The organism is Sporolactobacillus terrae (assembly GCF_019930545.1).
In the GTDB taxonomy this organism is placed as follows: domain Bacteria; phylum Bacillota; class Bacilli; order Bacillales; family Sporolactobacillaceae; genus Sporolactobacillus; species Sporolactobacillus terrae.
Genome location: NZ_CP082837.1, coordinates 814,125 through 830,570, shown reverse-complemented (window position 1 = coordinate 830,570; position 16,446 = coordinate 814,125). Strand labels below are relative to the sequence as shown.

Sequence of the window (16,446 nt, the reverse complement as noted above, 5' to 3'; positions counted from 1 at the left end):
AGCCGTATCGTTCGCTCAAGCCACTCTTTGTCAGTCTCACGGGACTGCCTTTTAAAAGGTGTTCGATGTGCTTCCATGGATCTCTTTATTCATTTTTTGATTCAATCGTAACCTTATCACTGCCATCCACTTCACTGAGTTGAACCGCAATTGCTTCTTCTTTGGAGGTCGGAACATTCTTACCTATATAATCGGGCCGGATCGGCAATTCGCGATGCCCTCGATCAATCAGTACAGCCAGCTGGATACGTTGTGGTCTTCCCACATCCATCAGAGCATCCATAGCGGCGCGGATTGTCCGCCCTGTAAACAGGACATCATCGACAAGAATCACTGTTTTCGATTCAATGGACATTGGCAGAATGCTGCCAAGCAATGTAGGGTCTAGCATTTTATCCTTAAGGTCATCTCGATAATTCGTGATGTCCAGTTCGCCGACGGCAACTTCTTTTTTTTCAATCGATTTAATTCGTGCAGCGAGCCGATTCGCCAGGTAGATGCCACGCGTTTTAATCCCGACTAGCACAACGGAATCGACACCCTCATTACGCTCAATCACTTCATGCGCAAGCCGTGTCAGCGCTCGGCTTATTGCCTTTTCATCTAAAATTTCTTTTGCATCCACGAATCGTCACCTGCCAATTGTTTGCGATTTCTTAGCGGATCACTTTTCCATTTTTTGCCTCTGACAGCATAAAAAAAGTCTTGCTGTTTCGAGCAAGAGACCGCAGTGTTGTCAATCATTGACAAACATCACCTTTCTTAGTCTCTCTGGACTAAATTTAAAAGGAATTCATTCAATTCATTTAGGCTACGAATAGTATCGCAAAACCGCTACAATTTGTCAACGTAAAAAATAATTCTTTTTCTATGAATAACGCCCGCTGCGCAACTCTTCCAACAAACGCGCCATATCGTCCGGAAGCGCTGCGCAAAAGCGCATCTGTTGGCGGGTCACCGGATGGATAAAACCAAGTTCTGCTGCGTGTAGTGCTTGACCGTTGATCGGCAGCGTTTTTCGCGGTCCGTACTTCGGATCTCCTGCAAGCGGGTGACCGATATAGGCCATATGAACGCGAATCTGGTGTGTGCGGCCCGTTTCAAGCCTACACGCAACAAATGTATAATTCGAAAATCGTTCAAGAACTTTAAAATGGGTCACTGCATGTTTACTGTTCTTCTCAGTGACCGCCATTTTTTTTCGATCTTTTTCCGAGCGGCCAATCGGAGCATCAATGATTCCTTCGTCATGAGGAAGATTTCCGTGAACGATCGCCAGATATTTGCGTTTTGTTGACTTATCTTTCAGCTGTTTCGCTAGCGAGCGATGGGCTTGATCCGTTTTAGCGACCATCAACAGACCCGAGGTTTCCCGATCGATTCGATGAACAATCCCCGGACGCAAGATTCCATTAATCCCAGAAAGATCCTGGCAATGTGCAAGTAAAGCATTGACAAGCGTGCCGCTCATATGTCCCGGCGCCGGGTGAACCACCATTCCTCTCGGCTTATTGACCACAATCACTGACCCATCCTCAAAAACAATGTCGAGCGGAATCTGCTCAGGTGCGACATCCAAGGGTTCAGGCTCTGGCAGGTGGATTAAGACTTGATCACTAAAACGCAGCTTATAACTGGTTTTTACTTGTGAACCATTCACGCGAATGTCACCATTCTTAATTAATTGCTGGATCCGATTTCTCGATTCTGAGGCAAGCTTCCCGCTCAGCCAACGGTCAATTCGTTTCCCTTCATCTTCGACTGTAATGGTGTTAGTCATCGCCTTCATTGACGCTCCTTCTTTCCATCAAGGAAAAGATAGATGATCAGTAGGATCACCCCAAGAAACAACGCGGAGTCTGCGAGGTTAAACACAGGAAAGTTATAACGGATCAGATAAAAATGAAGAAAGTCGACAACTTCACCGCGGAAGAGTCGATCGACGAAATTGCCAAGTGTCCCACCAATGATCAAGCCTAATGAAGTACCCAAAAGTGGTTGTTTTCTGCCAAGTTTCTGCATGTAATAAGTGACAATGATTAAAACAACCGCGGTGATGATGAAAAAGAACACAAATTGACCTTCTAAAATACTCCAGGCAGCACCATTATTGCGTATCGAAGTCAAATAAAAAAAATTGGGAATCATCGTGATACTTTGACCCAGAGCCATATTATGTACAACCAACCCTTTTGAACATTGGTCAATAATCAAAATAATAAGCGCAAGTGCATAATAAACCATTAATGAATTCCTCCATTGCGTGAAAGTATGCGTTAATCCAATTTATTTTAGCATAATTATCACTAAAGAGATATGTACACAGCGGGCTTGGAAGCTGCCCGCTGTACAGAGCACACTAATCGTTGTCTTCATTCTCCGCAGCCCAATGGTCATAATGATGATTTTTCAGAACCGTTATTTCATCATCACCCGAAAATCCGCCGATATCTGTTGCGGCGAATGCTTCAAATTCTTCGACAAAACCGATCCCTTCTTCATCATCACTGTATGGTGCGTCTTCAAAAACGCCTTCTTGATCGTTGAATTGTGCAACAAGATCAAATGCATTTTCTTCATTAAAACGGTTGCTCTGAAAATCGTTCACATCTTGTTTTTCCAAATCTGCAATGACCGATTCCTCCACGGGACGAAGCCGATTATGATGTGTACGGTCTGAATGACTGACCTGTGTACGTGCGGTTGGGAAAGCATTTAATCGTGCACGGGGAATTCTTTCGCCGGTTTTCTCATCGTACCCATAGATACCCTTCTCGATTTTTTTCAGTGCATGATTGATCTCTTCCAGTTCATTCCGTTCCATTTTGTGAAATGCCAGATCCTTTTCCCGGTCATAGAGCTGCGTTGCCGACTCTGCCGGATGATTGTCGTACTGTGACAGTTCTCCAGAAGCGATATCCGAAACCGATCCGAGTTCAGCGGCTGTCTCCTGATCACTGTGCAGTTTGTGCTCCAGTTCGGATTTGCGTTTCATAAGTCTTTTTCTGATTCTTCGATAGCCAAACATCACTATAAAAAATCCCCCTTTTTCACCCGCGCACATCAATTAGTGTGGAGTAAAGGAGGATTTTTAGCCCGCGTATTTTTTAGATGTTTTGGGAAACATTTACTTAATCATTACATTTAGTCAAGCGATACGCCGGGGTAATCATGTTGTACCGTTTCTGCACAATGTGCACACAAAGTCGGATGTTCAGGATCCTCTCCGACACTCGGCAATACAGCCCAGCAGCGTTCGCATTTTTGTCCTTCTGCTACTGAAACCAAAACAGCAAGACGATCGTACTGATCTGCAGATTCAGGAGCACCCTCACAATCCTTAACCAATACTTGAGAAACGATCAGCAATTTGTCTAGATCCTCAATGTTTTTAAGAAAAGCTGTTTCCGGTTTCGCATAAAGGGTTACTGAAGCCTCCAGAGACTTGCCGATTTGTTTAGCATCACGCGCTTTTTCCAGTGATTTAAACACATCATCGCGTACAGCAAGTAATGCTGTCCATTTCTTTTCCAGTGCTTCTGCATCGGCAATTGGTTCTTTTTCCGGCATATCCGTCAGTTGAACATATTTGGAGGCATTCAACGCATCCGGGATATGTTGCCAAATTTCCTCAGCAGTATGTGGGATAATCGGCGAAAGAAGCTTTGTCATCGCAACAACGGTTTTATAAAGAACGGTTTGTGCTGAACGGCGTACCAGCGAATCCTTAGGCTGAACATAAAGCGCGTCCTTCGCGATATCCATGTAAAAAGCACTGAGATCAAGCGAACAGTAGTTCTGCAATGCTTTATACACATTCAGGAATTGATAGTCATTGTAATTGTTCAGGCATGTATCAATAAAATGATTCAATTTCACGAGCATATATTGCTCCAGTTCCGGCATATCTTGTGTTGAAACGATTTTGTCAACGGTAAAATCATTCAGGTTTCCGAGCATGAAACGAACGGTATTTCGAATCTTCCGGTAAACTTCTGCAACCTGACCAAGAATTTCATTGGACACGCGCGCATCCGCCTGATAGTCAACGGAAGCAACCCATAGTCGGATGATGTCGGCGCCATACTGCTGCATCACTTTCATCGGGTCGATGACGTTGCCCACCGATTTGCTCATTTTAAGTCCTTTGCCGTCAAGCGTAAATCCATGACTCAGCACTTGTTTGTAGGGTGCATGGCCGGTGACCGCTACCGAAGTCGCAAGCGATGAGTTAAACCAGCCGCGGTACTGGTCGGATCCTTCGAGATATAGATCTGCCGGGCGCCGCAGACCTTCGCGAGTTGTCAGAACGCCTTGGTGCGAGGAACCTGAATCGAACCAAACATCCATAATATCCGTTTCTTTCTTGAAGATACCGTTCGGACTATGTTCTGAAGTAAATCCTTCCGGAAGCAAATCTTTGACATCCCATTTAAACCAGACATTCGAACCGTGTTCACGGAACAAGTCCGCCACATGCTGGATGGTTTGATCAGTGATGATCGCTTCTCCGTCTTCTCCATAAAATACCGGAATCGGAACGCCCCAAGCGCGCTGGCGAGAGATGCACCAGTCTTCGCGATCCTTGATCATGTTCGTCATCCGGACATCGCCCCATGACGGGATCCAATGAACTTCATGAATTGCACTGAGAATATCATCTCGGAATGCTTTGATCGAAGCGAACCATTGTTCCGTCGCTCGCCAAATCACCGGCTTTTTTGTTCTCCAGTCATGCGGATAGGAGTGGGTAAACGTGCCGACTTTCAACAATGCGCCGACTTGTTTTAGTTTTTCGATGACCGGTTCGTTGGTTTTCTCATAGAACAGCCCTTCGAAACCAGGCGCTTCATCAGTCATGCAACCGTGATCATCAACCGGGCACAAAATATCCAATCCATACTTTTTGCCGACGTAGAAGTCGTCGGCACCAAAACCAGGTGCGGTGTGCACACATCCGGTACCGGCATCCAATGTGACATGATCGCCAAGAATCATCAGTGATGGGCGATCATAGAACGGGTGTCGGCATACGACGTGTTCCAATGCTTTGCCGTTCACCGTTCGAAGTACTTTTGGCTCATTCCACTCAAAGGTTTTCGTCAATGTCTCCACAAGCTCGGAAGCGACCACAAATTTGCGATCCTCAACTTGAACAACGCTGTATTCAAATTTCGGATTGACAGCAATGGCTAAGTTCGATGGCATCGTCCAAGGCGTTGTTGTCCAGATGATGACTTCCTCATCATTATTTAAAACACCTTTACCATCCGTGACATGAAACGTAACATAGATCGAGTATGATTTAACATCCTTATATTCGATTTCTGCTTCAGCAAGTGCGGATTCAGAAGAAGGCGACCAATAAACCGTTTTCTTATCTTTATAGATATATCCATTTTTCGCCATTTCTCCAAAGACCTTGATCTGTTCCGCTTCAAATGCTTTATGAAGTGTCAGATAAGGATGTTCCCAATCCCCGCGAACACCCAGTCTTTTAAATTGCTTCTTTTGCTGTTCAACTTGACCCAAAGCATATTCTTTACATTTTTCACGAAGATCAGCAACGGACATTTTCTTTCGATCAATACCTTTTTTCGCCAATTGCTGCTCGATTGGAAGTCCATGTGTATCCCAGCCGGGAACATAATAAGTTTGATAACCGCTCATCGATTTGAATCGGTTAATGATGTCCTTGAGTACTTTGTTTTCAGCATGACCAATATGGATATTTCCGTTTGCATACGGAGGGCCATCATGGAGAATAAACGTTGGTTTGCCTTCGTTTACTTTTAATGATTGTTCATAGATATGTTCTTGATCCCATTGTTCTTGCATTTTGGGTTCTTTCATCGGAAGACCGCCGCGCATTTTAAATTTTGTTTTCGGCATCAATAATGTCTTCTTGTAATCCATAGAAATACGCCTCCAGCTTTCTGTTATCTATTTTTTACTATATAAAAAATCCTTCCATCCCAAAGGGACGGAAGGACCGCGGTACCACCCTAATAGCAGAGCAAAGAATAGTCTGCCACTCATGATTATCTTAACGCGAATCAACGTCAAGTACTACTCGATCTCACTCAAGATCGTTCATACCCGAACTCAAGGGTGATCTTCCTTGCTGCCGTCCACACCGGGCTTACACCTTCCCCCGGCTCGCTGAGTGGCCATGCAACAAGTACTCTCCCTCTCACAGATTTATTATCCTTTTCATTCCATGTTGCTCATAAAAAATGGATTTAAGCACAGTATATGCAATTCGTCGTGCTGCGTCAAGCCTGCGTTTGAATCATTCCGCTGCCTTCTGCTTCATTGTTTGCGTCTTCATCGTCTGATTTAATGCTCATGCTTTTCCAATCATCACTTTTCAGCAGTTCTAATTGCGCTTCAATAAGCATCTGGAAGCGTGTTCGGTAGACATTGGCTTCCTTCTTCAATTCCTCAATATTCAGTGTCACTTTACGTGATTTCTCAAGTGCCTCATTGATGATCCGATCAGCATTTTTTTTCGCTTCCATCACGATCAGCTTTGCTTCTTTGTTTGCGTTTTGCTTGACTTCTTCTGCCGTTTCCTGAGCAACGAGAATACTCTTATTCAACGTTGTCTCAATGTTGGAAAAGTGGCTCAGTTTTTCACTTGTATTTTTGACTTCCTGCTCGAGATCCTTCTTTTCACGGATCAGCGCTTCGTAATCCTTGATGATTTGATCAAGAAAATCATTAACTTCATCTTCATCATAGCCGCGAAAACCGCGTGTAAACGTTTTGTTATGAATATCCAAGGGTGTCAATGGCATCCTGGCCACCTCCGTATCAATTTACAAATAATTCGTTTAGTTTAGTCTACCATATTGTAACCGAATTTTGTTCTTCTTTGTCAAACCTCCGCAAGATATAATTTTACTTCGCCCATGTCCCCTGAGCGAGATCACATCGCCCTCACAAATATCAAAATTACGTTTTTCAACAATTTCCCAGTTTACTTTTGCCCAGCCGCGCGCAATCGCTTCGGACGCTTTCGCTCTTGGCAAATGATAGATTTCAGAGAGCAGCGTGTCCAGTCTTAACGAAGATACGGTCCCCTCTGAATAAGTCCAAGCATCGTCGGTATGTAACAAACTTTTTTGGGAAATTGATCGGCATGAAACGCTCATCCTCCCAACGGATGTAAGGTGAAGCATAAAATAGGGTTCCAGTTCTTTAACACAAATAAATTGCGCCTGTCCGTCTCCAATCAAAAGATCGCCGATTTTGTTTCTGGAGATACCCGAACCTAAGAGTGCGCCAAGCAATTCAGGGTGAGCAATTGAGCCAAATTTAGCAGGATAACGAACGTCCAGGTAAGCAAGCTGAAAGGGATCTGTATCCGGTTCAACATAAGGCGGAAGTAACAAAGCACGTGCACGCTCCGCATGTCCATATCCTCCGAAAAAAGACAAATGAACAGCATCGTTTTTGCCAATTAAAGACTTCAATATTGTCTGCTGTCTTGGATCCATAAAGTCGGTTAATCTCGGAATATATCGCTGTGACACCTGGTCGATCAAATCAAGGAAATGATCGATCAGTGCACGTTCTTCGGGACGAAAATGTTCATAAACAGACATAGAACGGCCTCATCCGAAAAGATACGCCAAATAAAAGATTCCGCGCGTTGCAAGCTTTAATATAAGGAACGCAATAATTGGCGACAGGTCAATGACACCGCCGATTGGCGGTATGATGCGCCTAAACGGCTCAAGAAACGGCTCGCATACTCTGGCAAACAATCTGCCGATCGACGAATCCTGAACACTCGGGACCCAAGACATTAAAATGTAAATAATTAAAATCCAAGAATAGATATTAATAACTTGTGCAAGAAAAGCTGCTATGATCAAACGATTCACCTCAATGGTATTAGTGTTCCGGCCAGTTGCTGATCATGCCGGATATATCAACCTGTTCCGGAGCAAAAAGAAATGTATTCTTTCCAATTTTGCGAATCTGTCCATTCAGAGCGAAGGCCGTTCCCCCGATGAAATCCAAGATACGCTGCCCTTGATCTTTACTGGTTCCTTGAAGGTTGCAAATGACCGTTTGTTTGCTTTTCAAGTAAGCAACAATCTCTTCAACCTCTTCAAAACGCTTCGGTTCAACAAGCACGACCTTGGTTTGCTGATGGACGTTCTGTATCGCAACAATTTTTCCGTTTTTTTCCACAGAGCGCTGATTTTGAACCGGTTTTTCCTTTTCTTTATCAACAGTTGCTGCTGCAAAGTCTTCTGAGCTGTCCACGGTTTCCTCAAGATCAAAGAATTGTTTCAATTTCCCTTTCAGACCCATGCTGCTCTTCTCCTTTCATGCGTTTCCCACCAATGCCGTGCCAATTCTGATAAATGTTGCCCCTTCTTCAACAGCGATCTCATAATCATGCGACATACCCATGGACAGTTCCGAACACGGTGCATAACTAATCTTTCGGTCGCGAATCTGATCACGCAGCTCACGCAGTCGACGAAAAACATGGCGGATCACATCGATATCTTCTGTATTTGGTGCCATGGTCATTAACCCAATCACGCGCAGATGTTCAAACTGCGCCAATGCATCAATAAAAGTATCCAACTGGTCTTCCGTAAGGCCATGTTTCGACGCTTCGCCGGAAACATTTACTTCGACAAAACAATTCAGGATTCCTTCCTCAATCCGTTTGTTTAACTCATTCGCTAATTTTAATCGATCTAAAGCATGAAAATAATCGATCTTCCCCACAATATCTTTCACTTTACGCGTCTGCAGGGTGCCGATCAAATGCCAAATGATGCGATCGTCCTGAAGGATCGTTTGTTTCTCAAGCAGCCCTTCCTTACGATTTTCTGCAAGGTGATAAATGCCGCAATCAACCGCTTCTTGTGCTCGTTCTAGCGACACATATTTTGTGACTGCGATAAGCGTAACATCCTCTGTACTGCGCCCTGATCGTTCGCAAGCACGGGCAACCGCCGTTTGTATGTTTCTTAAGTTATCTGCAACTCTCACGACTCAATGCTCCTTCTTCTTCATTCCGACATACCCCATCATGCGACCTGTTTTTCCAAGATCATGCCGATAAGAGAAAAATAAGTTTGGATGGGCGTATGTGCTGTATTCGGTCATCTGAATCTGCCGCTCAGGGATTCCGCTCTCAGCAAGTATGGAACGGTTGAGCAATTTGAGATTCAGCAAATAATGGCCATTGCCGCAATTACGAACAGAAGGTGTCCAAAGGGATTTTCTGAGTTTCTTTACCTTATCAATCACCTGCTGATCAACCTCGTAGTCAGAGCCGATCGAAGGACCGATCACAACATGAAGTGCATCAGGTTTTATGGATACCGCGCGGCAGATTTGCTCAATCATTTGGCCGGCAGCGCCGGCTACTGTACCGCGCCAACCTGCGTGCATGATGCCGACAACATCCGGATCTTTCGCATAGTAAAAGATTGGAACACAGTCCGCAAAACATAAAGCAAGCAACAGATCCGGCTCGGTTGTAAACAAACCGTCCACTCCGGGAATGACCGTGTCGAGGGATTGTGCCCCTGATCCGGCCGATGTCGCATCGACCTGAGCAATTTCAATCCCATGAACCTGCTCAGCACATACCCACTGCTCAAGTGGAAAGCCGGTTTTTCCAGCAATAATGCGGCGATTCGCAACAACATGTTCCGGATGATCGCCGACATGAAGCCCTAAATTCATTGAGTGAAACGCGCCTTGACTCGTCCCACCGGAGCGCAGCGTAAAACCCGCATAAAGCGCATGGCTTTTGGACACGACCGTCTTTAAACAAAGCAATGGATCTTTTTGAAAAGAAAAGGGTTCACTCACGATTTGCCATCCTCTCTCATTCAAAGGACCTTCCTTTAGCTTTCATTTTACCATAGACGGCAAAAAATCTCTTTAATTGTTTAATTTTCGCCCTGAATTGAAGAATCATGCTCGTTATAAAAGCGTACCAAAATCACATCAGCACCGATGCGTACAATGTTATTCCAAGGAACGACGATGTCCTCATCTTTTCCGAAGATCCCCATTATTTTCCCGGCACCTGGTATAATCAAGTTATCAATTTTCCCTGATGACAGATTCACATCAAGATCGCCGATATGCCCCAAGCGCTTACCGTTCTCAACATTCACCACTTCTTTTGTTTGAAAATCCGATATTCTAGGCATTTTATTCCTCCTCTACGGTCCCATCCTTAATATATATGGCGCTGCAGGCGTATTGAGAAGTAAAAAATTGCCCCGATCATTGCCTAGGAAATAGTGTTTATCCGATTCAATTCGACATAAACCGGGCAAAGACCGGTCTTATATAAATGATTTGAACTTTTGTTTTATGTAGCGTGTAGCGAAAGTTCCTACTTCCGCAGGATGCGGTGACTTTCGCGTTGCATACAGGACGTATGTGCAATTAGCGAAAGTTCCTTTTTTATGACGCTAATCGTCGTACCACAAAGCAACATCACACTTTCTTTGCTTGCAAAAAAACACTTGCATAGCAGCAAGTGTCACGGTCCAATTTCTGCGTTCATTTCCTTAATCGCCATTTTTTCCAGTCGGGAAACTTGAGCTTGTGAAATGCCAATTTCCCGAGCAACTTCCATCTGCGTCTTTCCATAAAAAAAGCGCATCGCAACAATCCGCTTTTCTCGATCATGCAGCTTGTTCATTGCTTCTTTAAGTGCGATATTATCGACCCACTCTTTATCCTTATGCTTTTCATCGCCGATTTGATCCATGATAAAGATTGGATCTCCGCCATCGCTGTAAATTGGCTCAAACAACGAAACTGGGTCTTGAATTGCATCTAAGGCAAAAACCACATCTTCGACAGGAAGATCAAGTATTTTTGCGAGTTCCTGTGTCGTTGGTTCTTGTGAGTGTTTCGCAATATAGCGTTCTTTTGCCTGAAGCGCTTTGTAAGCCATATCCCGCAGAGAACGGGAAACACGAATCGGGTTGTTGTCCCTCAAGTAGCGACGAATTTCACCGATAATCATCGGCACCGCATAGGTTGAAAAACGAACATTTTGACTTAAATCAAAATTATCAATAGATTTCATCAATCCAATACATCCGACTTGAAATAAATCATCGACCGATTCGCCGCGATGATTGAAACGCTGAATTACACTCAAAACCAATCGTAGATTACCATTCACTAATGTTTCCCTTGCTTCAAGTGTTCCTGACTGAAGCTCAGTGAACAGCTTACGCATCTCTTCATTTTTCAGAACCGGAAGTTTCGATGTGTCCACTCCGCAGATTTCCACTTTATGCCGTGCCATAAAAATGACCTCCCACTGTCGAAAACTTGCGATAGCGGGCTGATGAAAGAATGTTTATCGATGATTGCATCATCTTGAACGGCTTCTTTTTCAACCTTGCTATATCCTCAAGTATTTCCGCAGGCGTCCATTTTATGCACGTGAAAAAATGTGTGTACGGCGAATGCGTATTGCTAAGCCATTTTGCTGAATTCTTTCTTTAACCGTTTAATAATCCGCTTTTCAAGACGTGAGATGTACGATTGCGAAATACCTAACTCATCAGCGACATCTTTCTGTGTTTTTTCTTTGCCTCCTGCAAGGCCGAACCTCAAGGTCATGATCTCTTTTTCGCGATCATTAAGCATCAGCATCGCTTTTTTCAGCAATGTCCGGTCAACCTTTCGCTCCATATTTTTCGTAGTCACGTCATTTTCAGTGCCCAGCACATCGGACAAAAGTAATTCATTTCCATCCCAATCAACATTTAACGGCTCATCTAAGGAAACCTCAGAACGCGTACGGTTGTTGCGGCGCAAGTACATCAATATTTCATTTTCAATGCAACGTGACGCATAGGTTGCGAGCTTGATCTTTTTTTCCGGATTAAACGTATTGACAGCTTTAATGAGCCCGATGGTTCCAATACTGATCAAATCTTCAATGTTAATCCGCGTGTTGTCAAACTTTCGAGCGATATAGACGACCAGACGAAGATTTCGTTCAATTAACGTTGCGCGCACCTTTGGATCACCTGAAGGAAGCTTTTTCATTAATGCTGCCTCTTCTTCTTTGCTTAGTGGCGATGGCAGTCCGTCGCTTCCTCCAATATAATAAATCTCATTAGGCTTGATCCCTAGCTTTATTAATACCCAGCGCCATAACTTTAAAAAACCGAATTTCATACAGACTCAACCTCCCCGTTTTTGTTATGAAGCCGTTTTAATGATTTTTCCGTGGAGCAGCATGTCCGGATGCAAAATACTGTTAAAATCGCCTGATGAACTCAGCGCATGATCGGTAAAAGCGACTAAGGCTTTCCTGCAGGCCATTTGCTTATTGTCCTTATAAATCACAACCTCGTCCGGACGGATTGCAAGCGTCAGCTGGCTGGAGCCGTCAACCGCTCGGTAAGGAATCCACGCCAGACGATGTCGCCACTCTTCCGGTATCGACTCAAGCTGAAGAGGCTCTGAGGTCTGTCGATTTTGAATAAGCGCCTCAGGAATACAAGAGCTGCATACACTCTTCTCAAGAAACATAACCGGCGTTTGTGTCAATGGATCAACCAGTTTGTTCCCGCTGTCGATCATTGCTTTAGCATGGATCCAGTCGTCAAAGAAACGTATGGACACCTGGGCAATGGTACTGCTGTGCCACTTTCTGACAACCGTTTGATCCAAACGCTTTTTCGCAAAATACCACAATAAAGGAAAGCCAAGGACGACGAAAATCCAGCTGATTGGATCCCCATAATTCATAGTGTTTAAAAAGCGACTGTTCGCATAAAATGAAGCGTCCTGAAAGAAGTAATGGGCCGCGAACAAGCCACCGCCAATAGCGAACGCAGTAAAATAAAATGCTGCAAGGTTTTGCATAAAAACCGAGAGACGGCGGTAGCCGAAAGCCGTGAATATAATCAGCATCGAATAGACGAGTTTTCCCAGCGGATGCTCGACAATGAAGGCTGCTGGCGTAAACAATACGAGAACGATGGTGGAAGCAATGAGCGCGCCCAGCCATAGACGAAGCCAGGTCATTTGACGTTTCAGCATCAGCGCCGTTAATTTCAGCAGACAAGCATCAATAAACAGGTTAAGCGCCCAAACTGCATCTAAATAAACGACCAACATCCCACCTTCTTTGCGTGTTTAGGAACAGTATACGGGCTTTAGTGAGGAAAGTCTGTCAATCTGTGGTCGGAAATTAATTGTTATTTTGGCTGGTTTTGTCGCACGCTGAAGGAGAAAGAACAGAACTTCCGCAGGATGCGGTGACTTCCGCGTTGTGCACAGGACGTACACGCCTTTAGCGGAAGTTCCTTTAAATTAGCGAAAGTTCCTTTGGGAAAGTTTCTTCATACACGTGTGATGGGCTCGTGTCTTGTTCGGTGGTTGAATCATCGCTCCGATTGCTCGCTTGCCGCGGGCGCACCGCGAGCCTCCTCAGACAGGCAGGACGGATCACTGAAAAACTGGGCGTTCCCTTTTATTTTCCAGCACCGCATGCGCCCTGGCAACGCGGCAGCAATGAAAATACAAACGACCTGTTGCGCGAATACTTTCCTAAGGGTCAAGACCTGAAGCAAGATGCCGATGCCGACGTCCAACAGAGCGCTGATGAACTGAATCACCGTCCGCGCAAATGTCTGGGATGGCGCACGCTTTTTGAGGCTTTTTATCGTCGGGTGTTGCACTTAGTTTGACAATTCAAGCCTGTAAAAAAGCCTGCGAACAGGGGAACTATGCTTCCTTGTTCGCAGGCTTATCTGCTTGAAATCATGGATTAGGGAGAAAACAAAAACGTGTTTCGCGATACCGTATTACTCGTTTCTTCTGCGGCGATTGCGCAAGAACGTCGGAATATCCAAAGTATCTTCATCATCAATAACACTGCGCGACCTTCTGCTGGAAGGCTGAACGACAGGTTTTACAGACTCATCATGATGGTCACGTGCTTTTGCAGTACCCTCATTTTCCGAACTTTGTCTTCTCCGCATGAAAAGATCCTCTCCGGAAGAAGACGCGTTGTTCTCTTCAAATCCTGTCGCAATCACAGTAACAACAATTTCATCATCCAGTTCTTCACGGATGACGGAACCAAAGATCATATTGACCTCTTCGTCAGCAGCTGTAGCTACAATATCAGCAGCTTCATTGACTTCATAGAGGCTTAGATTTGTACCGCCTGTAATATTCATCAAGACGCCTCTTGCTCCATCAATCGACTTTTCAAGAAGCGGACTGGATATCGCTTTTTTGGCCGCTTCGGCCGCACGATTTTCACCAGAGGCAATGCCGATCGCCATCAGTGCCGAACCGCCTTCGGTCATGATCGTCTTCACATCTGCAAAGTCCAAGTTAATCAAGCCGGGTACGGAAATCAGATCTGAAATTCCTTGAACCCCTTGACGGAGCACATTATCAGCCTCTCGAAATGCATCAAGCATTGGTGTGTTTTTATCAACAATTTCGAGCAGTCGGTCGTTGGGAATGACAATCAGTGTATCCACTTTTTCCTTCAAATTGGCAATTCCACTTTGCGCCTGTTTTGCCCTTTTTCTTCCTTCAAAGGTAAACGGGCGCGTCACAACGCCAACCGTTAAGGCGCCGACTTCTTTTGCAACTTCAGCAATGACCGGAGCTGCACCGGTTCCCGTTCCACCGCCCATTCCCGCGGTGACGAAAACCATATCGGCACCTTTAAGTACTTCTTCAATCTGGTCATGACTCTCTTCCGCCGCCTTCTTGCCGACCTCAGGATTCGCTCCGGCGCCTAGACCGCGTGTCAGTTTTTCGCCAAGTTGAAGTTTAATATCTGCTTTAGATAATTTTAATGCTTGCGCATCCGTATTGCCGCAAACAAATTCAACACCTTGAATGCCACTTTCAATCATTCGGTTAACCGCGTTATTTCCACCGCCGCCAACGCCAATGACTTTGATTTTGGCTAAATGTTCCATCTCCGTATCGTGATCATACATTGTTCATTTCCTCCCATTTAATCATACCGCCGCCCGATCAGTCAAAGAACAGATTAAACCAATTTTTCACTTTGGTTGTTACGCCTTCACGCTCTTTCGGGGCCTGTTTTGATTTTTTCTGTTTCTGCTGCTTCTGTACAGCCTCATAATGTACTGCTTCAGGAGCGATGGCTGCTGCCACCTCTTTGCCCTGTATTTTGACATTATGATAGGCGAATTGAATGAGTCCGATGCAAGCTGTATATTTCGGCTCGCGTACACCAATGTAGTCCGGTGACGCAATACGGACGCTGGAATTGAAATGATGTGCCGCAAGATCGGCAACGCCGGGCATCGCTGTTACTCCGCCTGTGAGGACAAAGCCTCCCGGTAACTCTTTAATTCCAATCCGATGCAGTTCTTCTTGAACAATGTCAAACATCTCACCCATACGCGCTTGAATAATTTCAGCCAAGTCTTCCTGACTCATGGTTTGCTTCTTATCACTGCCAATTTTTGAAACGCTAAACGTATCTTCATCAGACGCTGCACCAAGATAGGCAACGCCATGCTTGATTTTCGTCTGTTCTGCTTCATCCATTGGAATTTTTTGTATGATAGACAAGTCTTTGGTCACGTGATTGCCGCCAATCGGAAGCTCAAATGTAGAAATAAGCGTCCCCTGATCGAAAACAGCGACACTAGTGGAGCCGCCGCCGATATCGATCAGAGCAACACCCAAATTTCTCTCATCTTCAGATAACGCAACCGAGCCAAGAGCGAGCGGCTGGAGACAGATATCCGAAATGGTCAAACCCGCACGTTCTACGCAGCGCAGCAGGTTATGAAGTAAAGTTTTCGACCCGGTGATGAGTGTCCCTTCCATCTCAAGACGCACACCGATCATACCTCTTGGATCATGAATTTCATCTACGCCATCAACAATGAACTGTTCTGGTATTACATCAACAATCTCTCGTTCAGGAGGAATCGACATCACTTGTGCAGCGTCAATAACTCGCGCGATGTCCTCGTTGCCGATTTCATGGGTTTCTGCTGAAACGGCGACTACGCCGTGACAACTGCGGAGCTGGATGTGGTTGCCTGAGATGCCGACAACCACACTTTTTATATCAATGCCGACCATGCGTTCCGCTTGCTCAACAGCATTCTTGATCGACCGAACCGTTGCGTCAATATCGACAATCGATCCTTTTTTAATTCCGTTCGAGACCGATTCTCCTACGCCAATAACATTCAGCCTTTCTCCTGCCATCTCGCCGATCACGGTTTTTATGCTGGACGTTCCGATATCCAGACTGACAAAAACATCCTCACTGTTCATTCTGTGGCACCCCCTTTTTCTCTTGAATCTCTTTGATGCTTTCTCTATTCAGGGATGATTGGATCGAGCAAGCGACATATAAACATCTGCGATTTGTGTTAAAAGACATTTCAGTCAACC

At 45.0% G+C, this 16,446-nt stretch carries 17 protein-coding genes, 1 pseudogene and 1 other annotated feature; of the genes and pseudogenes, 1 reads left to right on the top strand and 17 read right to left on the bottom strand.

All coding sequences use genetic code 11. The features are described from left to right. Positions 1-85: 85 nt before the first annotated feature. The 15 genes from pyrR to spoIIGA form a co-directional block, all read right to left on the bottom strand. The gene (pyrR, locus tag K7399_RS03770) at positions 86-625 is read right to left on the bottom strand and encodes a bifunctional pyr operon transcriptional regulator/uracil phosphoribosyltransferase PyrR (RefSeq protein WP_028977896.1); all 540 of its coding nucleotides are present in this window, start codon (positions 623-625) and stop codon (positions 86-88) included. A 243-nt stretch (positions 626-868) separates the two neighbouring features. Next, entirely contained in the window at positions 869-1,789 is a 921-nt protein-coding gene (locus K7399_RS03765; protein ID WP_028977895.1) for an RluA family pseudouridine synthase, read from the bottom strand. Then, complete coding sequence (gene lspA / locus K7399_RS03760) at positions 1,786-2,244, bottom strand: signal peptidase II (RefSeq protein WP_028977894.1); 459 nt, start codon at positions 2,242-2,244, stop codon at positions 1,786-1,788. The genes K7399_RS03765 and lspA overlap by 4 nt, the downstream gene beginning before the upstream one ends. 115 nt (positions 2,245-2,359) lie before the next feature. Beyond that, on the bottom strand, positions 2,360-3,028 hold the full coding sequence (locus K7399_RS03755) for a TraR/DksA C4-type zinc finger protein (protein WP_028977893.1): 669 nt from the start codon (positions 3,026-3,028) through the stop codon (positions 2,360-2,362). Positions 3,029-3,144: 116 nt separating this feature from the next. Then, positions 3,145-5,916: an isoleucine--tRNA ligase gene (gene ileS / locus K7399_RS03750; protein WP_028977892.1), complete on the bottom strand. Its 2,772-nt coding sequence runs from the start codon at positions 5,914-5,916 to the stop codon at positions 3,145-3,147. A 60-nt stretch (positions 5,917-5,976) separates the two neighbouring features. Next, positions 5,977-6,206, bottom strand: a binding site (T-box leader). 69 nt (positions 6,207-6,275) lie between these two features. Next, complete coding sequence (locus K7399_RS03745) at positions 6,276-6,800, bottom strand: DivIVA domain-containing protein (protein ID WP_028977891.1); 525 nt, start codon at positions 6,798-6,800, stop codon at positions 6,276-6,278. 36 nt (positions 6,801-6,836) lie between these two features. Further along, the gene (locus K7399_RS03740; protein WP_028977890.1) at positions 6,837-7,610 is read right to left on the bottom strand and encodes a YlmH family RNA-binding protein; all 774 of its coding nucleotides are present in this window, start codon (positions 7,608-7,610) and stop codon (positions 6,837-6,839) included. Between the two features lie 9 nt (positions 7,611-7,619). Further along, on the bottom strand, positions 7,620-7,883 hold the full coding sequence (locus K7399_RS03735; protein WP_028977889.1) for a YggT family protein: 264 nt from the start codon (positions 7,881-7,883) through the stop codon (positions 7,620-7,622). 19 nt (positions 7,884-7,902) lie between these two features. Then, a complete protein-coding gene (locus K7399_RS03730; RefSeq protein WP_028977888.1) occupies positions 7,903-8,328 on the bottom strand; it encodes a cell division protein SepF in 426 nt (141 codons plus the stop codon). Positions 8,329-8,343: 15 nt separating this feature from the next. Then, positions 8,344-9,024: a YggS family pyridoxal phosphate-dependent enzyme gene (locus tag K7399_RS03725; protein WP_028977887.1), complete on the bottom strand. Its 681-nt coding sequence runs from the start codon at positions 9,022-9,024 to the stop codon at positions 8,344-8,346. Between the two features lie 3 nt (positions 9,025-9,027). Beyond that, positions 9,028-9,855, bottom strand: a complete 828-nt coding sequence (gene pgeF / locus K7399_RS03720) for a peptidoglycan editing factor PgeF (RefSeq protein WP_028977886.1) — start codon at positions 9,853-9,855, stop codon at positions 9,028-9,030. An 80-nt stretch (positions 9,856-9,935) separates the two neighbouring features. After that, positions 9,936-10,202: a YlmC/YmxH family sporulation protein gene (locus K7399_RS03715; protein WP_028977885.1), complete on the bottom strand. Its 267-nt coding sequence runs from the start codon at positions 10,200-10,202 to the stop codon at positions 9,936-9,938. A gap of 338 nt (positions 10,203-10,540) precedes the next feature. Beyond that, the gene (gene sigG / locus K7399_RS03710; protein WP_028977884.1) at positions 10,541-11,320 is read right to left on the bottom strand and encodes an RNA polymerase sporulation sigma factor SigG; all 780 of its coding nucleotides are present in this window, start codon (positions 11,318-11,320) and stop codon (positions 10,541-10,543) included. Positions 11,321-11,493: 173 nt separating this feature from the next. Next, a complete protein-coding gene (gene sigE / locus K7399_RS03705) occupies positions 11,494-12,204 on the bottom strand; it encodes an RNA polymerase sporulation sigma factor SigE (RefSeq protein WP_028977883.1) in 711 nt (236 codons plus the stop codon). A 24-nt stretch (positions 12,205-12,228) separates the two neighbouring features. After that, positions 12,229-13,152 carry a sigma-E processing peptidase SpoIIGA gene (gene spoIIGA, locus K7399_RS03700; protein ID WP_172968964.1) on the bottom strand — a complete coding sequence of 308 codons (924 nt, stop codon included), beginning with the start codon at positions 13,150-13,152 and terminating at the stop codon, positions 12,229-12,231. Positions 13,153-13,481: 329 nt separating this feature from the next. Between spoIIGA and K7399_RS03695 the strand changes: the two are divergent. Further along, positions 13,482-13,724, top strand: a pseudogene (locus tag K7399_RS03695) (IS30 family transposase); the annotation flags it as partial. A 117-nt stretch (positions 13,725-13,841) separates the two neighbouring features. Here the strand turns inward: K7399_RS03695 and ftsZ are convergent. Next, on the bottom strand, positions 13,842-15,002 hold the full coding sequence (gene ftsZ / locus K7399_RS03690; protein WP_028977881.1) for a cell division protein FtsZ: 1,161 nt from the start codon (positions 15,000-15,002) through the stop codon (positions 13,842-13,844). Positions 15,003-15,039: 37 nt separating this feature from the next. After that, on the bottom strand, positions 15,040-16,326 hold the full coding sequence (ftsA, locus tag K7399_RS03685) for a cell division protein FtsA (protein ID WP_028982941.1): 1,287 nt from the start codon (positions 16,324-16,326) through the stop codon (positions 15,040-15,042). Between the last annotated feature and the right edge of the window lie 120 nt (positions 16,327-16,446).